General features: G+C 62.9%; 19 protein-coding genes and 1 pseudogene. 3 read left to right on the forward strand and 17 right to left on the reverse strand.

The annotated features are described in order from the left end of the window. From AC1RQK_RS26590 to AC1RQK_RS26620, 7 genes are all read right to left on the reverse strand, one after another. Positions 1–554, reverse strand: a 554-nt coding sequence (locus AC1RQK_RS26590; protein WP_492812028.1) for an SDR family NAD(P)-dependent oxidoreductase, incomplete at its 3' end; no start/stop codon positions are given. Positions 555–737: 183 nt separating this feature from the next. After that, positions 738–1643 (reverse strand): LysR substrate-binding domain-containing protein, encoded by a 906-nt coding sequence (locus AC1RQK_RS26595; protein WP_492812030.1) that lies wholly within the window; start codon positions 1641–1643, stop codon positions 738–740. Between the two features lie 691 nt (positions 1644–2334). Further along, on the reverse strand, positions 2335–3060 hold the full coding sequence (locus AC1RQK_RS26600; protein ID WP_492812260.1) for a hypothetical protein: 726 nt from the start codon (positions 3058–3060) through the stop codon (positions 2335–2337). A 105-nt stretch (positions 3061–3165) separates the two neighbouring features. Beyond that, a complete protein-coding gene (locus AC1RQK_RS26605; protein ID WP_492812032.1) occupies positions 3166–5301 on the reverse strand; it encodes a TonB-dependent siderophore receptor in 2136 nt (711 codons plus the stop codon). A gap of 187 nt (positions 5302–5488) precedes the next feature. Continuing rightward, on the reverse strand, positions 5489–7774 hold the full coding sequence (locus AC1RQK_RS26610) for a TonB-dependent siderophore receptor (RefSeq protein ID WP_492812034.1): 2286 nt from the start codon (positions 7772–7774) through the stop codon (positions 5489–5491). 122 nt (positions 7775–7896) lie between these two features. After that, positions 7897–8898 (reverse strand): FecR domain-containing protein, encoded by a 1002-nt coding sequence (locus AC1RQK_RS26615; protein WP_492812036.1) that lies wholly within the window; start codon positions 8896–8898, stop codon positions 7897–7899. Further along, on the reverse strand, positions 8877–9383 hold the full coding sequence (locus AC1RQK_RS26620) for a sigma-70 family RNA polymerase sigma factor (RefSeq protein ID WP_492812038.1): 507 nt from the start codon (positions 9381–9383) through the stop codon (positions 8877–8879). The genes AC1RQK_RS26615 and AC1RQK_RS26620 overlap by 22 nt, the downstream gene beginning before the upstream one ends. 629 nt (positions 9384–10012) lie before the next feature. Between AC1RQK_RS26620 and AC1RQK_RS26625 the strand changes: the two genes are divergently transcribed. From AC1RQK_RS26625 to AC1RQK_RS26635, 3 genes and pseudogenes are all read left to right on the forward strand, one after another. Then, entirely contained in the window at positions 10013–10588 is a 576-nt protein-coding gene (locus AC1RQK_RS26625; RefSeq protein WP_492812040.1) for a TetR/AcrR family transcriptional regulator, read from the forward strand. 101 nt (positions 10589–10689) lie between these two features. Then, entirely contained in the window at positions 10690–11385 is a 696-nt protein-coding gene (locus AC1RQK_RS26630) for a pentapeptide repeat-containing protein (RefSeq protein ID WP_492812042.1), read from the forward strand. Positions 11386–11841: 456 nt separating this feature from the next. Further along, a pseudogene (locus tag AC1RQK_RS26635) lies at positions 11842–12227 on the forward strand (transposase); the annotation flags it as partial. Between the two features lie 454 nt (positions 12228–12681). On the opposite strand, the gene AC1RQK_RS26640 reads toward AC1RQK_RS26635, so the two are convergent. The 10 genes from AC1RQK_RS26640 to AC1RQK_RS26685 all read right to left on the reverse strand — a co-directional run bounded on the left by AC1RQK_RS26640 (position 12682) and on the right by AC1RQK_RS26685 (position 22698). Further along, on the reverse strand, positions 12682–13284 hold the full coding sequence (locus AC1RQK_RS26640) for a nitroreductase family protein (RefSeq protein WP_492812044.1): 603 nt from the start codon (positions 13282–13284) through the stop codon (positions 12682–12684). 101 nt (positions 13285–13385) lie between these two features. Further along, positions 13386–13982 carry a malonic semialdehyde reductase gene (locus tag AC1RQK_RS26645; protein WP_492812046.1) on the reverse strand — a complete coding sequence of 199 codons (597 nt, stop codon included), beginning with the start codon at positions 13980–13982 and terminating at the stop codon, positions 13386–13388. An 88-nt stretch (positions 13983–14070) separates the two neighbouring features. Then, on the reverse strand, positions 14071–14823 hold the full coding sequence (locus AC1RQK_RS26650; RefSeq protein ID WP_492812048.1) for a class II aldolase/adducin family protein: 753 nt from the start codon (positions 14821–14823) through the stop codon (positions 14071–14073). A gap of 100 nt (positions 14824–14923) precedes the next feature. Then, positions 14924–15364, reverse strand: a complete 441-nt coding sequence (locus AC1RQK_RS26655; protein ID WP_492812050.1) for a Zn-ribbon domain-containing OB-fold protein — start codon at positions 15362–15364, stop codon at positions 14924–14926. Then, positions 15361–16563: a thiolase C-terminal domain-containing protein gene (locus AC1RQK_RS26660; RefSeq protein ID WP_492812052.1), complete on the reverse strand. Its 1203-nt coding sequence runs from the start codon at positions 16561–16563 to the stop codon at positions 15361–15363. Before AC1RQK_RS26660 ends, AC1RQK_RS26655 begins: the two co-directional genes overlap by 4 nt. A 20-nt stretch (positions 16564–16583) precedes the next feature. Continuing rightward, positions 16584–17990: an amidohydrolase family protein gene (locus AC1RQK_RS26665; RefSeq protein ID WP_492812054.1), complete on the reverse strand. Its 1407-nt coding sequence runs from the start codon at positions 17988–17990 to the stop codon at positions 16584–16586. A 162-nt stretch (positions 17991–18152) separates the two neighbouring features. Next, on the reverse strand, positions 18153–19391 hold the full coding sequence (locus AC1RQK_RS26670) for an FAD-dependent monooxygenase (protein WP_492812056.1): 1239 nt from the start codon (positions 19389–19391) through the stop codon (positions 18153–18155). 71 nt (positions 19392–19462) lie between these two features. After that, positions 19463–20449 carry a fumarylacetoacetate hydrolase family protein gene (locus AC1RQK_RS26675; RefSeq protein ID WP_492812058.1) on the reverse strand — a complete coding sequence of 329 codons (987 nt, stop codon included), beginning with the start codon at positions 20447–20449 and terminating at the stop codon, positions 19463–19465. A 12-nt stretch (positions 20450–20461) separates the two neighbouring features. Next, entirely contained in the window at positions 20462–21397 is a 936-nt protein-coding gene (locus tag AC1RQK_RS26680) for a VOC family protein (RefSeq protein ID WP_492812060.1), read from the reverse strand. A 122-nt stretch (positions 21398–21519) separates the two neighbouring features. Beyond that, positions 21520–22698 carry a CaiB/BaiF CoA transferase family protein gene (locus AC1RQK_RS26685; RefSeq protein WP_492812062.1) on the reverse strand — a complete coding sequence of 393 codons (1179 nt, stop codon included), beginning with the start codon at positions 22696–22698 and terminating at the stop codon, positions 21520–21522. Positions 22699–22860: the final 162 nt, after the last annotated feature.

Genomic DNA, 22860 nt, shown 5'->3' on the forward strand with positions numbered 1-22860 from the left:
GGCGTGATGGAGTTGATGCGGATGTTGTCGCCACCGAATTCGCGGGCCATGGCACGTGCAAGGCCAAGTACGCCCGCTTTGGCCGCGCTGTAGTGCGGCCCCCCGAAGATGCCGCCGCCGCGTTGCGCGGAGACAGACGACATGCAAACGATGCTGCCGCGCCTTTGCGCCTTCATTTGCGGGAGGACGGCCTGCGACATGTGGAGCGTGCCGCGCAGGTTCACATCGACCACGGCGTCGAAATTGGCGGGCTGGATGTCCAGTGTCCGTACCGGCTGCGTAATCCCCGCGTTATTGACCAGGCCATCGATCCGGCCGTATTTTTCCAGGGTGGCGCGTGCTGCCAGTTGGCAGGCCTCGCGGTCGGTCACATCGCATGCGAGGCCGAGATGGCCTGCGCCCAGTTCCAGCGCTGCGCGCTCAGCGTCAGCCTGCCGCAGGTCCAGGACCACCACCTTGGCGCCCTGCGCGGCAAGGGCGCTTGCCGTTGCCCTGCCGATGCCGCGGGGGGAGGCGGCGCCGGTTACGATCACAACCTTGTTCTCGAGCATCATGTCTGTCTCCTGATTATTGAAATGATGATTCGAGTGTGGTGCCTCGGGCAGCGCTGATCAATGCAGTCCATCTCAGCTATTGCTGAGAAATTTTCAGATGAGAAACGCGGTTCAGCAAAAACGGGAATGGTGCGCCGCACAATTTCCGGCTTTGAGCGAGAAATAGGCCAAGCAAAGCGTGGGCTAAGCTCCCGCCATTTTTCCGGCAGTTGACTTCCGTTCGCGCTCGATCCAGTCCAGAAATCGTTGAACCCGAGGCAAGTCCGCATTCTGTGATGGGCAGACGATATGGTGCGCTCCCACTTCCACGGCATGCGTATGGTCAAAGACCGGTACCAGCGTTCCCTTCCGGAGGTGCACTGACGCCAGCAACATGCTTTCCAATGCCACGCCGATGCCAAGGGCCGCCGTCTCCAGTGACATGTACGAGCGGTCAAAGGAAAAATCAAACGCTTGGGGCTGACTTGAGACGCCGAACCTGGCGAACCATTGCTGCCACTGGACAAGAGGCGTCTCTGAGAAGATCAGGCGTTGCTCAAGCAGATCAGCCGGACTACGAACGGGGTGCTCGGCAAGATACTCTGGGGACGCCAGAGGGGCGATGAACTCGTCGCGGAGTGTCTTGACCTGCAAATCACGCCAATGCGCATAGCCGTATCGGATATCGATGTCGTAGTAGCCGCTAGTGAACGAGATGTCCTCATAGGAGCAGGATAAATTCAACTGGATGTCGCCATTGTCGGCTTGAAACGACTCAAGCCGCGGCAGCAGCCACATCAGGCCGAAACTCGGACTCGAGTGCACCCTGAGTATGTCGACTTCGGCCTGGCTGGATGCGCGCTCCGTGGCGCGGTTCAGTTCTGCAAGCGCCCCCGTGACGTCGCGCAGGTATTGCTCACCAATAGGAGTGAGGGCCAGCCCCCGTCCTTGTCGAAAGAACAGCGGCTGGCCAACGATGGACTCGAGATTGGCAATCTGATGGCTCACTGCCGACGCGGTCAGACCTAACTCCTCGGACGCCCGGCCTACGCTCTTCGTTCTGGCGACACTCTCAAACGCGACGATCGACTTCACCGGCGGAATGCGCATGTTTGGTTCTCTAGTGACAGCGGTGAAGAGAGTAAATACTTGAAGTACCCGTCCCAGCGGTCTTCTGCTCCCAAGTCAATCGGCATACCGCCAAGACATGAAAACGAGCAACACGATTCTGAAGTTTCGCATAAAGTACACCACGGTTGTGAAGGGTCCCGCAATCGGTGATGACATCCCATCAGAGCGAGGCGAGTCATTTCACACCAAAGCTGCGAACGACGGAGCCGACGACGGCGTCCCTGCTTTCGAAGCAGCCGGTACAGTATTCTCCACTTGGCGGCGAGTTGGACAAGCGTCGCCTCAGATGTGGGTATTGACAAACTCGCGGTAGCTCCATCCTTGATCTGAGATTCACGCGGCGACGGGGCCAAGCGCCTGTTGGTATGGGTCGCCCCAATCGCTGGCGCCGCTACGTCGCAAGGCTGGGCTAAGCGGCTACAGCCTCGTCAGCAAAACAGACGCGGTGCTATGAGCCAGCAACCGGTCATGACTGCCCGGTCTACGGTGAATTGTAAACACAACCCCTCCGCGAGCGTAGCCCCCTCACAATGGCAGACCGCATCAACCATTCAACTCACCTCGTGTCCAGTGCGAGCAGTTTCGTACTTCCGCCGGCCAAGACAGAATGACCAGCAATCGACCATGGAGTCGCCCGACTGAAACGGGCGCCCCCCCGGGACGGCACGCGCTACCTGGCGACCTTCTCCTTCTGCAAGCCGACCGCCCAGTCCACCGCTCCATCGAATAACCGCACACCCTGCGTGCTGAGTTGTCCGAAGGTCAGGTTGTCCAGGAATAGCGCCGCACGGCGCGCCGGCGCGATGAAGTCATAGTCCATGGTTGCGCCCTGCTCATAGCCAAACACCACCGCCTTGTCGGGATCGCCCGGCAACGTGGCGATCACGATGGCGCTGCGCGCAGGGGTGCCCCAGCCCATCGCCACGTCACGCGGATAGACGTAGGTCTTGCCGGCCGGCAGCCCCGCTGCCAGTGGATGCGGCGCATTGACGACGCGGATGTAGTGCTCTTTCTCGACCTCGCCGTAGTCCACGCCCTTCCTGCGCCCTGTCAGGCGCAGCGAGTCGAGCAGGTCGTTCTCCCAGGTCACCAGCGGAACCGGTAGATTGCGGTAGGCGGTGTCCGCCATCTCGCGAGACTGCACCACCGACGACAAAATTACCAGGTCGTAGTTGCGTGCGGCATCAGGTGCCGCAGCCTGGTCCGCCATGGTGACTCGGAAACCACGGGATTCGAGATGCGCGCGGACCCTGGAGTCGCTCTCCAGCCCTTTTTGCTGAAGTTCACGGTGTCGCTCCGAGGCATTGGGATCCTGCTTGAGGCGGGTGACATACAGCACCGATTTGCCGTTGTCTTGCGCCTGCGCTGGTGCAACGCCCGCGATCAGCATCAGCATGCCGAGTGCGGCGGAGGCAGTGAATCGCGTCAGCAAGGACTTGGCATAGGGGGCAAATTGCATGGGAAATCCTTGTAAAGAATCAGATGGAGACGTTCGGGAAACTCAGAACTCGAAGACCGAGGCGAGGGTCACGGTGCGCGGCATGCCTACAGCCATCTGGCCGCTGCCCGCCGCACTCCAGTAGCGCTTGTCGCTGAGGTTGTCGATATTCGCCCGTACCGTTGCCCGCGTACCGTAAACCCTGGTGGTATAGCTGACGCCGGCGGTAAAGGTAGTGTAGCCACCGATATAGGCCTGGTTCAGGTTATTGACCGGCCGCGAGCCAACCGCATAGGCACCCGCATTGACGCTCAGACCCGCCAACAGCGGCACGCGATAGCTGAGAAACACGCTGGCGGTGCGCTGCGGCGTATTCTCCGGCGTCTTGCCGACCAGGTTGGCGCTGGTCGACGAAATGACCTTGGCATCGAGCAGCATCAGCGAGGCCAGCACGGAGAGATCGCGCGTCAGCTTGCCTTGCAGCGAGAACTCCAGCCCGCGATAGCGCTCCTTGCCGTTGAGCGAATAGATGTCGTCGCTGCCCGTGCTAGCCGACGGCCGCCCTAGTTCGAAGTAGGCGGCCGATGCCAGCAGGTCGCCAAAGACACGCGAGCGGATGCCGATCTCCTTTTGCCGGCTGACGGCGGCGGGCAGCGACTGCCCCGCGTTGCCGGCAGTGACGGGCGCCGTGCCGGCAGACTCCAGCCCCTCGATATAGCTGCCGTACAGGCTGATACGCGGCGTGGCCTTGTAGATGACGCTGACCGCCGGCGATGTGGCCGAAGCCTCGTAGGACGCGCTATTGCGCTGGTCGATGGTGTACTTACTGTAGCGCAACGCGCCCACCACCTGCCACTGCTCGTTCAGAGTGATGCGGTCCAGGGCAAATACGCCGCCGTTGCGCACGGTCTGCTCATAGAAGGAACGGTCCCGCTGCGTGTTCTTGCTGCCGTTGGGCGCGCGCTGCAGCGAGGTGATCTCGACCGGGTCGTACAGGTTCTGGGAGGCTCGGTACATCGACGTTTCGAAGCTCGGCTGATATAGCCGGTTCTGGCTCGCCCCGATCAGCACGTCATGCCCGATCGGGCCGGTCTTGAACACGCCGTTGACTTCGGCCCGCACGTTCTGGTTGAGGTAATCCTGCCCCGGCTGGTCCGCACCGTACAAGGTGCCGGCGCCGGTCTTGACATTGTAGTTGTCGAAGATCCACAGCCAGCGGTCCCGCCGCGTGCGGGATTGGCCCAGGCTCAGGCTGGCGGTCCAGCCTTCATTGAAGGCGTAGTCGGCTCGCAGCAAATGCGTGGTGGCCTCGGACTGTGTGTCCTTGCCCTTCATGGACAGCAGCCTCCCAGGGTCCGGGATTGAGGGCAGCGTGATGACGCCGTTGACCGCGTTCTGCGGCACGATACCCGCCTGCTCCGTGATGCGGGCGCGGATGCGCTCCATATCGTACTTGAGGGTCAGGCTGTCGGTCACGCGCCAGTCCAGCGCGGCGCTGAACATACGGCGGTAGCCATTGTCGCCGTCAATCGGCGTATGGACGTTGTTGGTGAGTGCGTTGACACGCACGCCGAACTGCTGGCGCTCGCCAAAGCGCCGGCCCAGATCGATGTGGGCCAACGACGAACCGTTGTTGTCGGTGGAAAACGCCAGCGCCGTGACCGGGTTGGCGCCGGCGCGCTTGGTCACCATATTGACCACGCCGCCCGGATCGACAAAGCCGTAATAAAGCGCCGCGGCGCCCTTGAGTACCTCCATGCGCTCCTTGTCCTCCATCGGGATCGGGAGATTATTGTCGAACGGCAGGACACTGTTGAACATATAGCTCGACCGGTTGTCGAGGCTGATGCCACGTACCGAGAGCTGGTCGTAGGCAATGCCGCTTTGCTGCTGGCGCACTACGCCGGCCACGTTGCGCAGCGCGTCGTGCAGGCCGGTGGCGCCCTGCTCGTCCAGCACCTCGCGCGGCACCACGTTGACCGTAGCAGGGATATCGAGCATGTCCAGCCCGCGGTACATGCCCAATTCCGCATGGACCGGCGCGAATCCGTTGGCGATGTTGCCGACCACGTTGACGGCGGGCAGGTCGTTCGGGGCAGCCGCCGCCTCCGGCGCGGCGGTTTGCGCAAGCGCGGGGGCAGTCGATTCGATCAGGGCAAGCGTGATCAGCGCGCGACGAAGCGCTACGGCAAACATCATGATTTCCTAGGTTGTCTTTCGGCCGGCGAACGGGAGCGGCCATGCGAGCGCGCGCCCCGAGGGCGCGGCGAGCGGCGTGGCTCCTATGCACCACGCCCTGCTCCGCCGAGCTCCTACCTGGTAAGCCGGACGAGAACAGAAAACGTGCAAATGCGCGCGAGAAATTCGCGCGGCGCGGAGCGCGAGCTCAGAAGGCGACGCTTGCCAGCAGCCGCGCCTCGCGCCGCGCGCCCACATTGACCCGCAGCGCGCCGGCGCTCGACGGATAGTAAGCCTGGTCGAGCAGATTGTTGACGTTGACTTGCAGCCGCGTCCTGTAGCCGCCCAGCCGGCTCTCCCAGCGCAGGAACAGGTCGACGATGGCGTAGCCGGGTAGCCAGAATGCGTTGGCCTCATCGCCAGCGCGCCTGCCGACATAGCGCGCGCCGCCGCCGATGCGCCACTGGCCGGCGAACGCGGGCAGGTCCAGCCGGTGGCTGGCGTACAGGCTGAACGCGTGGCGCGGCACATTGACTAGGCGGTTGCCCGCCGTGACGGGATCTTCCAGCACCCGGGCATCGGTATAGGCATAGGCTCCGACCAGTTCCCAGCGCGGGCCCAGCCGTGCCCTGACATCCAGCTCCACACCGCGCGAGCCGGCCTTGCCCAGCGCGCGGCTGACACTCAGCCCGGTTTGGGGATCGGCTTCGGCCACTACGATATTGCGCTTGCGGATGTCATACACAGCCAGGCTGCCCGCCAGTCCCGTGGACAGTTCGAGCTTCGCCCCGGCCTCGAAGCTGCGCCCTTGCTCGGGCTCGAATCCCTGCCCGGTCTGCGTAGCGGCACGGTTCGGCACGAACGAGCGGCTGTAGTTACCATACAGCGAGACCTGTGGGGTGAGCCTGTACACCAGGCCAGCGAAAGGCAGCCAGGCCTGCAGGCTGTCGTCGGTCCTCGGCACGAACGGCCGGCCGATACCCTGGTATTGGTGCAGGCGCTGGTAGCGGGCCCCCAACGCAAGCATCCACTGCTCGCCCAGGTGCCAGTTGTCCTTGAGATACAGCGCGGATGCCGCGATGCGCGACACATAGCCGCTGCTTGCTTCGTCCACCACCGCCGGCGCCGCCAGGTTGCCGTACGCCGGGTCGAACACATCGAATGCGCCGTTGACAGCGCCGCGCAGCGAGTCACCCCGGGTTTCGCCGTTGCGCTCCAAATTGGCGCCCACCACCAGGTCGTGGCGCACGCCAGCCACCACGGGATGGCCCTGCACGCTCCAGTCGAGGTAGTGGATGGTCTCGTGCACGTCCCGGTTGCCGTCGCTGCGGCGCGTGAGCATGCCCGCGCCGGACAGCGCCACCGGCCTGGCCATGCTGTCATCGTAGAGGCTCTTGCTCCAATTGTAGTGCAGCCGGGTTTTCCAGTCGCCGGCCAGGCGCCGCTCAACTTGCAGGCTGAGGTTTTCATTGTGGCCATCGGCCACGGCCCAGTGTTCGTCAAAGCGCTGGCGGTAGCCGGTGCCGACGGGCTTACCGTCGACAAATACCGTGCCCCGGTCGAAGGGCTGCGTGTAGTCGTTGCGCTCGTAGGCCAGCAGGATCCGCGTATTGCCGCCGGTCCAGCGCAGAGACGGCGCCAGCAGCGTGTGCACGTTGGCACCGAAGTTGCGCCAGTAGTCCTCATGCCCGCGCTCCGCGATCATCCGGTAGTCCAGCCCGCTGTTCGCCACCGGCCCGGTCACATCCGCCATGACGGTGCCGCCGCCATAGCTGCTGGTTTCCGCACGCGCCTCTGCGTGAAAAGCAGAGAGTGGCTGCCTGGAGATAACGTTGATCACGCCACCCGGCTCCATCACGCCGTAAAGCAGAGATGCCGGGCCTTTGAGGATCTCGACCCGCTCCGTGGTGGCGCTGAACTTGTGTTGGCTGGCGCTGCGCGCGCCGTCGCGCAGAACCGAGCCATCGGTATTGGTGCCGAAGCCGCGCTTGATCAGGCCGTCCTCGGTGTTGCCGTAGGTATTGCTCTGGACCACGCCGCTGGCAAAGCGGGCGATATCGTCCAGCGAGCGCGCGCGGAAATCGTCAATCATCGCCGGCGTGATCACGTTGACTACCTGCGCGTCTTCCAACGCCAGTATCGTCATCATGCCGGCGGTGACGCTGGCGCTGGCGTGGTAGCCCTGGATGGCGCCCGCGCTGACGGTCACGGCGGGCAGGAGTGGATCGGTCTGCGCCGGCGCTGGCGCCGCCAGCTGGCGCAAGGTGTATGCGCCGTCGCCCAGCGCCACCGCTTCCAGGCCGGAGCCCGCCAGCAAGGCGGCAAAGCCCGCCGTCACCGTGTAGCTGCCGGCCAGCCCCGCAGCGCGCAGCCCGTACGCGTTAGCGGGATCGAACGATAGCGCCACACCTGCCTCAGCGGCAAAGCGGCCCAGCGCCGTCGCCAGCGGACCGGGCTCGACGTGGTACGACCGGCCTGATTGGCTACTGGGCACAGCCGGCTCTGTACTGCTGAATCCCAGTTGCGGCGCTAGCACCGCGCAGGCAGCCACGCCTTGCGCGGCAAGCCGGATCCAGGCGGAAAACAAGATCGCCGCGCGCATCGATGCCACCCGAGCTACAACGGCAAGACAGTGACCCAGTACCGCGTCAGCGACGCAATCCGGATGGGAAGTGTCCTGGCGAGGACGGCCAGCGCCTTGTCGGTGTTGTCGAGTGGGAACGCGCCGGAAACCCGCAGCGCAGCCACCGCCGGATCGCAGGCCAACCGGCCGCTGCGATAGCGGCGCAGTTCGGCCAGGATATCTTCGAGGCGCCAGTCGTTGACGACCAGGCTGCCGTCTTCCCAGGACGCGGCGGCAGGATCGGCAGTATGGATCGGCCCAACGCGCTCGCGCGTGAAGCTGGCCTGCTCGCCCGCGCGCAGCAGCAGCGACCCGCCAGCGCCGGCGCGGATCTCCACGGCACTCTCCAACACCATCACGCTGGTGCGGTCATCTTCCACGCGCACAGTAAAGCGCGTGCCCAGGGCCCGCACGCTTCCGTGTGCCGTGCCGACGAGCAAGGGGCGCGCATCGCGCGGCCTGCGTATGCCGGCGCGGGCCGTTTCGACCAGGATTTCGCCGGCACGTAACCGCAGCAGCCGCCGTGTAGCGCCGAACGTCACATCGACCGCACTGCGGGTGTTCAGGATCAAGTGCGAGCCGTCGGCCAACGCCACGCTACGGCGCTCGCCCACGCCGGTGCTGTAGTCCGCCAGCAGCGCCGGCGCCAACTCGCCATCGCGCAACCAGCGATATGATGCCGCCGCCAGTGAGCCCATGCACACGAGCACAGCCACGTTCTTGAGCCCGCGCCGCCGGCGCCGGCCCGCCGCCGTCAGCGCCGGCACCGCGATGCCGGCGGGCACTTGGCGCATGACATCGCGAATGGCCTCCAAGCGCTGCCACGCGCGCTGGTGGGCGGCATGCCTGGCGTGCCATTGCTGCCAGGCCTGGTACTCCGCCGCGCCGACCGCGCCGGAGCACAGGCGGACATACCACGCGATGGCTTCGCGCCGCACCGTGTCGGCATTGGGCTCGGCCGCGTGCGGCCCGCTCACGGCGCCAGCAGGAAGCACTGTTCGAGCGCCTTGATCATGTAGTTGTTGACGGTGCGCAGGCTCACGCCAAGCCTCAGCGCGATTTCAGCATATGTCAGGCCTTCGCACTGGGACAACACGAAAGCCTGGCGCACCGGCGGTTTCATCGCATCGAGCATGCCGTCGATGGCCATCAGTGCCTCGAGCACAATGGCGCGCTCTTCCAGCGAGGGGAGTTGCGGTTCCGGCAAGGTGGCGAGGACATCCAGGTAAGCGCGTTCGAGCGCGCGGCGCCGGTAGAAATCCACCACGAGCCCGCGCGCAATGGTGGCCAGGTAAGCCCGTGGCTCGGCCATGGCGACCGCCTCCCGCTTGCTGAGCACGCGCACGAAGGTATCGTGCGCCAGATCTGCCGCCAGGTGTGAGCAACTCAGCTTCTTGCGTAACCAGGTAAGCAGCCAACTGTGGTGATGGCTGTATAGGGCATGTAATTCGTGCTGCAAGGCAGGCTCGGCGACCGACATGACTTCCCTTGGTTGCCGACAGGCGGCCAGTTCAAATGCTAATAAGACGTATTCGCATTATAACCGATAGAAGACGATGATGTAATGCCCCTATGCTCCCCTTGGGGTTTTGGGTGCGCTGCTCCGCCAGCGCCAGCACGCCGTAGGCATCGACCAACCCAAATATGTGCCGCAGTCAGGGTGTGCTGGCGGCGCTCCAAGGCCGCGCGCTGGCATGGCTCGGCAAAGCGGGCGAAGTTCTTGATCGCAGAGTACGCAAAATCGGCGCCATTTCCCGTACATCGCGCCGCTCGACGCGGATATCGGCACTTTCTTCCGTAACTTCTCCCATCCCGCAGTGAGGGAGGAAGTGCTCGCGATAAGCCGGGTGGTTTGCGTCGGCCACGCCGCCGTGCTGCGCCCACTGAAGTCGCAGGATCTTGGCTTTTTCGCCCTCGCCGCATAGCCCTGTCACGACGGGCTCGCCGGCGCCTAGCATAGCTAGAGCGAGCGAGAGGTGGGATCGCTCGGTGTACTCGGATCGCAGCCGCTCGGTATCGGGACCCGCTCATCGCTCACCCGAGCAAATTTCCGAAGAAGACTAAAGCGATGATAGAATAATAAATCCTTCCGGATGGATTTATTATTCTATGTCCGAAGCAAACAGGCGCCTCAAGAACCCTGAACTTATTCGTAACCAATGCCTATCGGTAGTGCGAGAGTTGCTGCTCTCGCACGGGCCCGATTCCGTTACCCTCGACTTGGTCGCACAGGGCGCCGGAGTGACCAAGGGAGGGCTGCAGTATCACTACCGCAGCAAGAATGCCCTGCTCGAGGCACTGAGCGAGCAACTTTTCGAGGAATTCGACAGAAACTATCAACGCGCGCTGGCTGCTGAGGCAGACGATCCTGGCAAATACGCTCGAGCCTACATTAATACATGTTTCCACAGCACAACTTACGACAATGCCATCGGAACACAGCGTGCCATAGCAATGCTGGCGTTGACGCTCCCCTCTTGTCGTGAGAAATGGAGCCACAGAATGACTAAGGCCCTTAAGCATGACGACGCGGGCGCGGCGAATGAAGATCAACTCCTAATATGCCGACTCACAGGAGATGGAATGTGGTTTGCGGAAATGTTCGAGGTCTATGATTTCGATGGCCCCCGGAAAGCGCGTCTACTCGCATTGCTTCTGGAAATGTGCGACAGAGCCATGCGTTAGCGCTTTAACCGCCTGGCACATACCGTGAGATACCGCCGGTACATTACCGCGCCCCTCCCCAACGCGTCTTAACGTTTCTTGACGCTCATTCGGCAAACTGCATGCTCGCACCATCTCCCCGCACCCTGTCAAACACGAGGTTCTCCCGCGACGGCCTCCTCGAGATTCTTTCGGAGCGTCCGTCCCAGCTCCGTTTCGAGCGATGCGACTTCGATGATCAAGATTTCAGTGGACTAGACCTCTCGTCCGTCGAGTTTCTGATGTGCACATTCGTGGGCGTGTTGTTAAGGAAAACTAATCTTGTCGAATCAAAGTGGATGCGCAACAAGGCCGCGGGCGCTGACTTTACTATGGCGGACGCCACAGAAGCGAGGTTTTGCAGCTGCGACCTTAACAACACGCAGTGGGAACGCGCACGGCTAGCTAGCACAATCTTCACGGAAACAAAGCTAACAGGCGCTCGGTTTCGCGAAGCCACTACCCTTGGCTTAGTCTTCCATAGCAGCCTTCTCGTCGGCTGCGACCTTCGCGGCTTATCGTTTCGTAAACAACGCCTTGAGCAAATTGACTTGTCCGACGCCGACCTCGCGGGCTGCGATTTCCGGGATGCCGTGTTCGACGGAGGCCGTCTGCGTGGCGCCAATCTGAAGCAAGCGCGCTTTGATGGCGCCGACCTTCGCCTGGCCGACATCGGCGGGTTAAACCTGACCACTGCCGTAGCTTCATTCAAGGGCGCCATCATCTCTGCTGACCAAGCAGCCGAGATTGTTGGGCAAGCGGGCATCCGCGTCTACTAACCTTGGGATGGTGTTCAAAACGACGTCATGAGAGTCGTGCTGACCGTGCGAGCGTGGTCGGATGAAATTGATGAGATCTTCGGTCAGATTTCGACACCAGGTTCAGGATTGGCACCGGCGCTATCACCCACGTTTCGCGTCGCCGGCCCAAATACCGGCGCACTCATCCCTTGGTGCTCGGCTGCAGTCGACGGCGCTCCATCCACAGATTGCTCAGTCAAGCCACGGTAGCGCCCTTCATGTGGGCAAACTGGCGTTTGATGATGCGAAAAAGGGGGACTCCATGCGGGCCTACTACGCATGACTCCGCCCCTATGCCTCGCATCGGCACGCTTACTCTCACGGGTACTCCGCTTAAGTTTCTCCCTTAGAAGCTGTTGCGAAATTACCCATAGGGTCTGTTAGGTTTTTCGAGCCGGTGTTAACTTCCTGTCTTGTTTTGCCTGACAGGAAGCGATGCCCGGAGAGCTGATAGACGACGAACTGTGGTCACTCATCGAACCGTTGCTGCCGGCGCGAGCGCCGCGCAACCGCCGATATGCAGGGCGCAAGCCGACGCCAGACCGAGCGGTGCTAACTGGCATCGTGTTCGTTCTGCGCTCTGGCATCGCCTGGAATCTACTGCCGAAAGAGTTGGGCTGTAGCTCGGGCACCGCATGCTGGCGGTGGCTGCTTGCATGGCAGGAGGCTGGCGTCTGGCAACGCATCCACGAGACACCACTGTCCGAATTGCGCCGTCGCGGCCAACTCGACATGGCGCGCGCCATTGTCGACAGCTCCTCGGTTCGCGCCATGCTGGCGGGAAAAAAACTGGCCCGAACCCAACGGACCGGCGCAAGTTGATTTCAAGCAGGGCATGCTGCGCGAGCAACTCACTGTGCACCGGGTCGCATCCCAACGCCAATCGACGCCATGCGCGTCGCGTCACCGGACTCGCATCGTTCGACAGGAAGGGGTGCGAAACCTGGGAATCTAGCCCGCGGTTGGGGGAGCAGACCAATGTGCGGTTGCTCTCCGCGCAAGCCGATTCTCGGTTCAAGACGTAGCGGCAGCGCGTACGCACGATGCAGGCGGCGTAGATGCTGAGCACAGCTTTGTCACGTTGACGTGCCGCCGCGATAGCGGCGCTCCATCCGACCGCCAACTCGATCGAAGAGAGCGCATTTAATAGCCGCGTCACAATGACCGCATCAAAAATGAGATCGGCTTTCATCGGCTTGACGTCATAGGAAACAATATCAGCCCAGACATGACGCTGGAGTCAATGCACGAATCCCCACCCAACTCACTAGCAGGTCAGTTTTCGAAACCGAATTTCCCTTCTACGGCGATGGCCTTCATGGCAAGCCGCGCGCTGGGTGCTTCGCGCGACTGTAGGGACGCGGACAGGAAGCTCTTGTCTTCGCTGCGGCGGCCAATGGCAACTGCGGCCTGCACTGTGTAATCGGCCGGAATGCCAAGGCTGCTGCGTGCCAAATCCTTGTCGAAGCCGGCGATGCCATGGGCATGCCAGCCCAGCAAAGTGGCTTGCAAGGCGACGTAACCCCAAGCAGATCCCGTGTCGAACTCGTGACTTGCGTTGTACACGGGCGCCGCTGCGCCCGGCATTTGAGCGCTGTTGGCCGACGCGATGATCAGCAAGGCCGACGCGCGCTCTGCCCAACTCTGGTTAAAGGTGTTGAGCGTGGCAAACAGCGGCTGCCAGGCCGGCGTGCCCGCACGGGCGTAGATGAAACGCCAGGGCTGCAGGTTGAAGGCCGAAGGCGCCCAGCGGCCTGCCTCGATGATGGTCAGCAGTTCCTCCTCGCTGATGCTCTCGCCCGTGAATGCACGGGGCGACCAACGGTCGATGAAGATGGGGCTGACTCCGTATTCCGGTTGGCGGGACGGTGCTGGCATAGAGAGACTCCTTTAGTGTGTCCGATATGGAAATGAAGCTGCTTGCCGCAATGGTATCCGCCCGGCGCTGGCGGTGCGTATGCCCGGTCCGGCGTGAAATCTCATGCGAACGAGCACACCTCGTCGAAAGACGGCCGAGGGAGCCGATCCCACATTTCTCGATGTGGGTCGCCGCGGCCCAGCGCGCAAACGAGGTTAGTCTTCACACGTCCGTCGGGGAAGAAATCTCGGTCGACGCTGTCATGCCTGAACCCCGACATCGGTCCGCAATCGAGTCCAACCGCGCGAGCAGCAACGATGAAATACCCTGCCTGCATTGAAGAATTCCGAAACGCCGTCTCTTCGGACAGAGCAGGACTGTCCGTGAACATTTTCGCCCGCGTCGGATCATGGGGAAACAAGACATCCAGCCGCTCGAAGAAGCGAGTGTCATAGCCGAGTATCGCCGTCACCGGCGCAGCGAGAACCTTGTCAGCGTTCCTGCCCAGCATGGCCTTTGCTAGGCGTTCGCGGCCTTCCTGTCCGCTCACGAACACAATACGCAGCGGATTTGTGTTGGAACTGGTCGGACAGAACTTCATCAGCTCATAGAGTTCGACCAGCTTTTCCCTCTCGACAGGTGCATCGGTCCATGCATTAAAGCTGCGCGCCTCGAGGAAAATCCGATCGATGTTCTCTTTGTCTGTCCCGTTACCCATTACCTGACTCCTTTGTATCTACCTTGAATCATTGAAAGTGGCTCAGCGCTCGCCTCCACGATGCAAAGCACAAGGCCAACGAGTAAATCTACCGGCCATCCTGCGGCGCGAGTTCCTTCACGAGCCGGCGCGCCTTGTTCCGCCAGAGCACCCAGGCCCGGTCCAGATGGGCATTCGTGCTTGCATCGGTGGCTCTCGCTTCTTCGTCGGTGAGATAGCGCACCTCGCCCAGCGCCATCCCCTGCAATTGCAGGCGGGCATTGAGCTCCGCGTAGACGGCCCGATGCACCGCCTGGCGCAGCGACTCGCCCACCACGGTACTGCCGTGTCCACGCATCAGCACGATCGTAGATCTCCCCAGCGACGCGGCCAGTCCCTGCCCCAGGACGGGATTTCTGACGAGGAGATCGGAGCCATCCCCTGCCACGTCTTGAATCTCGAAGACGGGACAGCCCTCACCGCCGAGAAAGCCGCAGGTGTGGCATACCGGTCGCAAGCGCGTGCCCGTCACCCCGAATGGAATCAGCGTAGGGGAATGGCTGTGGACGATAGCTTTGACGTCTGGCCGTGACCGATAGATCTCGGTATGAATGAACCGCTCCACGTAGGTCTGCATGCCGCTTTGCCCGACCACCTGACCATCCAGATCGACCCTCAGGATATCCTCCGCTCCCACGAGCGCCGGCGCCATGCTGCGTGCAATGAAGAAGCTCCCGGGATCACTGTCTGACCGCACGCTGACATGGCCGAATCCGTCAAGCACGCCCTCGCTATACAAAATGTGATTGGCATCGACCAGGTCGTCTACCAGAATGCTGTCTGAATCTGCCTGTGTTCCCACACACACTCCCAATGATCAGAAAATCGCCCGCGCAAGGCGCTCGTACATCCGCGCACCGCCTCTCGCGGTCTCTTATCCACGGCCAAGCCGAGCCTGCCGCCTACCCTGGCCGCGCCTGCTTCAGGTAATCGATGGTGAAGTGCGGCAGGATGAGGTCGCTGCGCACACGCACGAATCGCACCATCACGGCTTTACCGACCTCCGCCTGTGGCCATTGCCCGGGTAACAGATTCGATGTCAGCACCATCTCGCCGTCGGTTCCATCCAGCCGCACATGCACGATAGGCAGTGGCGTGCGCAAGGCGAAGGCCGGGTCCATCACGCGGTGGTTGACCACGTGGCCAACGATCACGCCTGTGCCGACAAGACGCTCCCATACCGGATCGGCGGCGTGGCAACGAGGACAATACTCGCGAGGCGGCCAGCGCCAGGTCGCGCACTGGCCGCATTTCTGGCCCAGCAGTTCGCGCCGCTGGCAGCCCGCCCAGAAGGCCGCGCTGTCGGGGTCCGGGCGAACGCCCGGTGGCAATGGAGACGTCATGCCCCCCTCCTCAGGATCAGCGCGCTGTCGCCGGATTCGCTGCCGACTAGCGCGAACTCGGCATTGCGCACCTGGCGACAACGGCAGCGGTCGTAGTCGTGGCCGGCGGTGCACAGGTCGTCGCGCACGCCGCCCTCGCGCAGCTGTTGCACGGCCTCGACAACGTGGCCCAGACCCGCGATGTTGCCCTCGGACAAGTGGCCACCGTGCGTATTGGTCGGGATCACCCCGTCAAGAGCCAGCTCACCGCTGCGGACTCGCGCCGCAGCCTGACCCGGCGGCACGAGGCCGAACTGCTCGATGTGCAGCAGGGCCATGCCCGTGAAGGGATCGTAGATCTCGGCAACGTCGATGTCCTGCGCCCGAATGCCAGCCTTTCGGTAAAGCGATTGCGCCAGCATTCCAGCATGCAGGTCCCAGTGGTTGGGGCCGGTCCGCGAACGCACCGGAGCACCAAGGGTACCCCCCTCTATTGCTCGGATCGTGACCAGCGACGACGGCAGCCGCCGCGCGTCCTCGGTCAACGAGACGACCACGGCCATCGCGCCGTCGTTCCATATGCTGCAGTCGAGCAGGCGAAACGGCTCAATGACCCACGGCGACTTCTGGTGGTCCTCAACCGTGATCGCGTCTGTCATCAGCGCCTTGCGGTTGAGCCTGGCGTTCGCCCGCTGCTGCACGGCCAACTCGGCGAAATCACGGTTTTGCAAGTCGTAGGCATGCATGTAAGCGCTGACGTGGGGACCATAAAGGGTCGCAGGATGCTGCGCTCCGAAAGGCTCGTTCCACTGCCGCTGCCCCGAATGCCACGTGTCCAGACCCGGCAGAAAGCCGGGCTCGGAGCGGGAATTCGCGGCCCGGTAAACCAGCACATGCCGGCACATGCCGGAATACACGGCCATTGCAGCCGCCGCGATGGCCGACGCCGCCCAGGCTCCGCCGCTGCTGTCACAGAATGACATGCGGCACGCGCCAAGCCCCAGGCTGTTGGCCAGCTCGGCAGGCGCCGGCGTATCACGCATGCCCCAGTAGTAGGTCACCAAGCCATCGATGTCGTCCGGCTCGAGCCCGGCATCCGCGATCGCGTGTAGCGCAGCCTCGGTGGCCAGCGAGAGCACACTGCGGCCACTCTTCTTGGAAATCGCGGTCCATCCGACGCCCGAGATCGCCGTACGATCCATCATCGCGTTATCCGCCATGAGCGCACTCCGTGGGCAAATCAGCTGGCAAGGTTCTTTTGCACCCAGTGCGGGAACCCGGCGATGACGTCGGCGGGAATCGGCACCCTGGCTGCAGCGCGCTCAGCCATGCGAGCCTTGACCCTCTGCGCGGATTCGTCGAGCCGAGCCAGCAGCGATGCGAGCTGGACACCGACGAGATGACCATCGCGCTTGACGATGCGGCCGCCAACAATCACCGTGTCGATGAGTCCGGCATGGGTCTGCAGGACGAGCTGCGCCACCGGATCGTTCACCGGTCGCACACCGATGTGATGGCCACCCACCACGATCAGATCGGCCTGCTTGCCCGGGGTCAGACTGCCAGTACGGTCGCCGAGACCGACTGCCTCGGCGCCGTTGATCGTGGCCCACTTCAGCGCATCCGCAGGATTGATGGTCATGCCGTAGACGTCACGGCCCTGGGCGAGCAGCGGCTCCGCGTCCGCCCATCGCACGAACCCCAGCGCCTGACGTGTCGGGGTCAGGATGTCGCCACCGTTGAGCGAAACAATATCGGCCCCGATGGTCGGCTTGAGGCCGTATCGGATCGCCTCGTTGATGGCTAACCGGCCCATGCCCATGTTGATCTCGCTCTCCGGCGTAGTCGAGAGCCAGGCTCCGGATTCCGCAACGAGCTTCCAGTCGGACGGCTGAAGCGCGGTCGCGTGCACCAGGATCACGCGCGAATCCAGCACGCCGGCCGCGGCGAGCTGTGGCACGCCCGATGGCAAGGCCTTGCTGGTGGCGATGTGCACGGTCGACACAGCGCCAAATTCATCGGCAAGGCGCTTCTGGGCAAGATTCACCGAAATCGGGGATAGCCCGATCTCAGACAGGGCGGCCGCCAAGGTCACCCGTCCGGACGAGGAGAACCGCTCCTTGGCAATCCGTGCAAAATCGGCCATGCGATCGTAGTCGGGCGGCGCGAAGATGTTGGACTGGCCGAGGCCGTAGGCATAGACGCCACGGATGCCAGACTCCACCAGCGCGTCCACGCCAGCATCGGCATGCTCGGGCGTGTTGGTGATGTGGGCGTAGTCCAGCAGGGTGGTCACGCCCGAGTCGAGCGCTTCGAGCGCACCTACCAGGGTTCCAAGCCGCGCATCCTCTGCCGTGTAGGAAGGGGTGGAATCGGCCCAGAAGCCGCTGATGTACTCCTGCAGCGAAATAGAGCCGCAGCAGCCACGAAGCTGAGTCTGCCAGGTATGGCGATGGGTGTCGACGGTACCCGGCGCGATGATCCCGCCTTCGGCGTGGATGACTTCCGCATCGCTCACGCCCAGATCACGCCCGACGGCGACGATCACATCGTCCTCGATCAAGACCTCACCATCTGGAATGACGCCGAGCTTGGGGTCGACCGTGACCACATGTCCGCCCCGGACCAGAATACGCCGCCTGTTCATGCATGACTCCTGTTGGTAATAACCGAACCCAATTCCATCGTCTGAAACATCATCTTTCTCCCGGTTTTTGAATGACCGCAATCCTTGTGTGAGCGCCCATTTTCCCGTCAGTCACCAAGAGACCCGAAGCAAGCCAGCGGCAGCTCCAGGCTCCCATGAGCATCAGGCGTCGATCGGCTCTCCGAACGACAGCGGGTATTCCTGCCGTACGTTCCATTCCTGCTCGGGCTCATAGCCATAGATCCAGCCCAGCCCAAGCGGGGTATCCCCCGCACGCTCACGCGCCCGGAACTGTTCCTGCCGCTTTTCCCAGTCGCCAGCGTGCACGAGCCGGCTGTTGATGAGGGATTGCCGCTGTACGGCATGCGCACGCGGAATACGCACGTTGCGGAATCCGGCCAGGGCCGCTTCGGGATCGCCGCGCCCGGCATCGAGCCAGCGCGACAGCACATAGGCGTCCTCGAATGCCTGCGCCGCGCCCTGCCCGGCATTTGGCAGCATCGGATGCGCGGCATCTCCGATCAACTGGATCCTGCCGCGGCCCCAGTTCTGCGAAGGCTGGCGCCCGAACAAGCCCCACTTCGAGCACTCGGTCACTTCGCCCAGCAAGCGGTTGAGATCGGCGGTCGGGCACGCGAAGCTGCTGCGCATCTCATCCGGATCGCCGGGCGTGGTCCAGCTCTCCGCCACCCACCCGTCCGCGTCGGCCTGCGTGGTGATATTGATGATCTTGCTGCCGCGCAGGTAATAGGTCATCAGGTGCATGCCCTTGCCGATCCAGCCATAGAAGCCGTGCGGGCCAAGGAACCCCTCGGGCAATCGGCTGCCATCGATCAGCGCGCGCCAGACCATCTGCCCCGTGAACTGTGCCTCGTCCTGGCCATACAGATACTCGCGCACCTGCGAGCGGATGCCGTCGGCACCAATCACCAGGTCGGCCGTGTGCGTACGGCCATTGGCAAACGCCAGCGTGATTCCGCCCGGCCCTTCCGAAAGGTCAACGAGCGAGTGCCCGAGGTGGATCCGGCCGGCATCGATGGCGCCAGACAGAACGCCGATCAGATCGGCCCGGTGGAAAGCGTAGTACGGTGCGCCATAACGCCCGACGGTGGTGCCAGGATCGGCGAACCGCGTCTCGGCCAGCGACTCACCGGAATACAGCGACCGCTGGATGTAGCCTGTCACCGGATTGCCCACTGACGCCAGTGACTCGCCCAGACCGATCGCCGACAAAGCCTTAACCGCCTGTGGACTGATGTTGATGCCCGCCCCGACCTCGCCCAGTTGCGGGGCGCGCTCGAAGACGTCAACCTCGAAGCCAACGCGAGACAAAGCGATGGCCGTGGCCAGCCCGCCAAGGCCGCCACCGACAACTGCGATGGAAGGAGTTTTCCCATTCATGACGTCTCACCTTTCTAATAGTTTTTTCAGGTCGCCTGGGCATGTGCGAAGCGCGCACACCTGGCAGAGAATCAACGCGCAGTCTGCGCCTGACGCTCCCGAATGATGTTGCGCAACGGCGCAAGACCGGTGATCTCGACGCGAACCTCGTCGCCATCGACAAGCCGCTCGCCACGGGTATGGCCAACACCTGCGGGCGTGCCGGTGGCGATCACGTCGCCGGGTTCCAGGGTGAAGTAACGGCTAGCGGCTGCAATGATCTCGGGAATACCTGTAATCAGACTGGCCGTGCTGCCATCCTGCTTGACCACGCCATTGACGAGGCATCGGATACGCAGATCGTTCGGATCGCCGACCTGCCAGGCGGGCTTGACCGCACCGAGCGGGGAAAATCCGTCCAAGCCCTTGCAGGCCGTCCAGTCGAACTGGAACGGCGGCGCGATGGCGACCTTGCGGCGCAGCAGCCCACGTGCGGTGATGTCGTTGAAGCAGGCATAGCCGGCCACATGGCCGAAGGCATCCTCGGGACGGATATCGCGCCCACCGCGCCCGATCACCACCGCCAATTCGGCCTCCCAGTCGACCGCGAAGGCGGGATCGGCGGGGATCGGCACGGTGTCGCCGTCGCCGACCAGAGCCGTGGTCGGTGGGACCAGGAAGAAGTATGGCTGCCATCCTTCGGGAATTTCGGTGACGCTCATCTCGGCAATATGGTCGCGATAGTTCGCGCCCACGCACAGTACCTTGCGCGGATGGCGGATGGACAGCAGTTCCTTACCCTCCAGAGGCTCCAGCGCATCCGGATCGATGTCACGCAGGATCGGCGCCAATGCATCCCAGTCGTTCAGCGCATGGAAAAGGCCTGGATAAGGCCGCAGCGCATCGGGGACCACGACGCGGCCGTCCGCACGACGGATCGCAGCTACCTCGGTCTCGCGTCCAGCCGATTCCAGGCGATAGGTGATAAGACTCCAGGAACTCATGTTGTTGCCCTTTCTCGATGTCATGTCGTTGGTCTGCCTGCGTCGTTTGCAGGCCGGTGCCTCGTCCGTTTGCACGGATTCCGCGCCTTATCGCTTAATGGGCCCGCCGGGAGGAATCGGTCCCCACAGGTTCATGGACACCGGATTGGCCTCCCACGTGGTCGGGCGCATCGGGAAATACTCGTGCCAGGGCCTCGGCTCGTAGTAGCCCTTGTCCTCGTCGAGCATGACATCGAGCTGGGTAAACAATTCGATATGGTTACCGTCGGGATCGTCGTGGTAAGCGAAGATGTTATGACCCACGGCGTGGCGACCAGGTCCCCAGTTCAAGCGAATCCCATGCTTGACGAGGTTGTCGATCATCCCCTGCAGATGCGTCAGATCTCTCGCCTCGTAGGCCATATGGTGTATGCCGGACATCGTGTCGCTCTGCATGAAGACGCCCGCATGGTGATCGGCGTTGCAGCGCATGAAGACGAAAAAGTTGCTGATCGAGTCAGACCAGCGGAAGCCAAGCGCACCCTCGTAGAAAGAACGCATTGCCGCAATCGACGGCGTGTAGGCGCCGACGTGTCCGAGCTTGCTTGGTCGATGGTCGAAGCTCAGACCGACGCCGCTTTGCTCCTGCTCCTGGTACAGGTGCAGTGCAGCCCCTGTCCCTGGCTCGGTCAGCACCAGCACATCGGGGGTGCCTGGACCGATGTCAGAACGACGCTCGGCCTTGAGACCAGCCGCCGCGAGGCGGCGTTGCGCGCTCGTCAGGTCCTCGTTGATCTCATAGCCAACGATGGAGCGCCCTCGGGACGCCTCAGCCTTGTTGATAACGATGCAGTGGTGGTCGCCCCCGGTAGTGAGAAACGCCTGCTGCGGCGACTCGTCGAGCGCGACGAACCCCAGCACCTTGGTGTAGTGTTCGGTGAGGCGGGCGACATCCGGCGTATCGAGAGAGACATACCCCAGTCGCGAGACATGCACCGGCGAATCGGCAGTCCTCGTGCTATCGGGCGTGGTGGAATCTGTCATGTTCTATTCCTCATGTTTACGCAGCAAGGGCGTAGGTATCGGCGATGTGGCAGACCGGGGGCATCGTTCGGCGACTGCCCGCAAGTCCACACGTCAGGCGCGCATCCCGGCAGGAACGCGCTTCAGATGGCTCCGGCTTTGCGCAGCTGGTCGAGCGTCTGCTCGTCGTAGCCAAGTACTTCCCGGTAAACCTCGTCGTTGAACTCGCCGACCGCCGATCCCGCATGGCGAATTTGCGAAGGTGTCCGGCTGAAACGGATCCAGGGCGCCAGCAGGGTGACGTCGCCGGCCTCGGCGTGCGGTACCGTCACGAACGCCTCGCGCGCCTTGATGTGGCGGTCCTCCAGGACTTCGCCGATCGAGTAGACCGGTCCAACCGGGATCTTCAATGGGGTTAGCAGATCGAACAGTTCCTTCGGCGTGAACTCCTTCAGCCACCCGGCCGCAGTCTGCTGAACGAGTTTGAGGTTCGTCCGGCGCGCCTCGACCGTTGCGAACCGCTCGTCCGCGAGCGCGTCGGCGTGTCCGAGCGCCGTCGCGAAGCCGGTGAACTGCTCTTGCGTCATGTCCGGCACGTGGAAAGCAACGTGGCCGTTCTTCGCCTCCATGTACGCGCCTGCCGGCCCTTGTCCCTCGAAATGCTCATGGAAGCCCTGCACCATAAAACCCATGAGCGCCTCCTGCATCGAGACCTCGACCTTCTGCCCCTCGCCCGTCATCGAGCGATGATAGAGCGCGCCGAGAATGCCAACAGCGAGCGAGACGCCAGCCGCTTCATCGCCGATGCCGAGCACCTGGGTACCGTGTGCACCCGAAAGCCCCCAAGAGGTGGCTGCCCAGCCCGACACGGCCATGGCAACGGTCGCGTACGAACGGAACGATGCGTACGGGCCGGTCTCGCCGTACCCCTTGGACGAGCCGTAGATGATCGAAGGATTGAGTTCCTTCAGCGCTTCATAGCCGAAGCCTAGCCGGTCCATGACGCCCGTCGAGAAATTCTCCACCACGACATCGGATTTCTTCACCAGTTCGGCAAAGACCTCACGACCTCGCTCGCTCTTCAGGTTCAGGGTGATCGTCTTCTTATTCGCATTGACGGCGAGGAACTCGTATCCGTCATGGTCTGCGTCGACCGGCATCCAGGCGTGACGAAAGCGATCGGGAGCTTCCTGCTGCTCGACCTTGATCACTTCGGCGCCCATGTGCGCCAGCAACATCGTCGCAAAAGGACCGTTCAAGACATGCGAAAGGTCGAGCACGCGAATTCCGCTCAGCGGCCCGGAATTTTTGGTTGCACTCATCAGATACCACTCCCTGGAATGAAAATGCCAGAATGAAGATGACAAAGCGAAGACAGGCAGCAGGCCGTTGCCCTCTGAAGGCCGGCTCGCGCCTGACCGGGCCATGTAGCCGACGGCGGTACGCGGCGAATTCCGCCGACGACCACCAGGGTCAAGGGCCAG

It is taken from the genome of Cupriavidus sp. GW822-FHT02D05 (assembly GCF_058802485.1).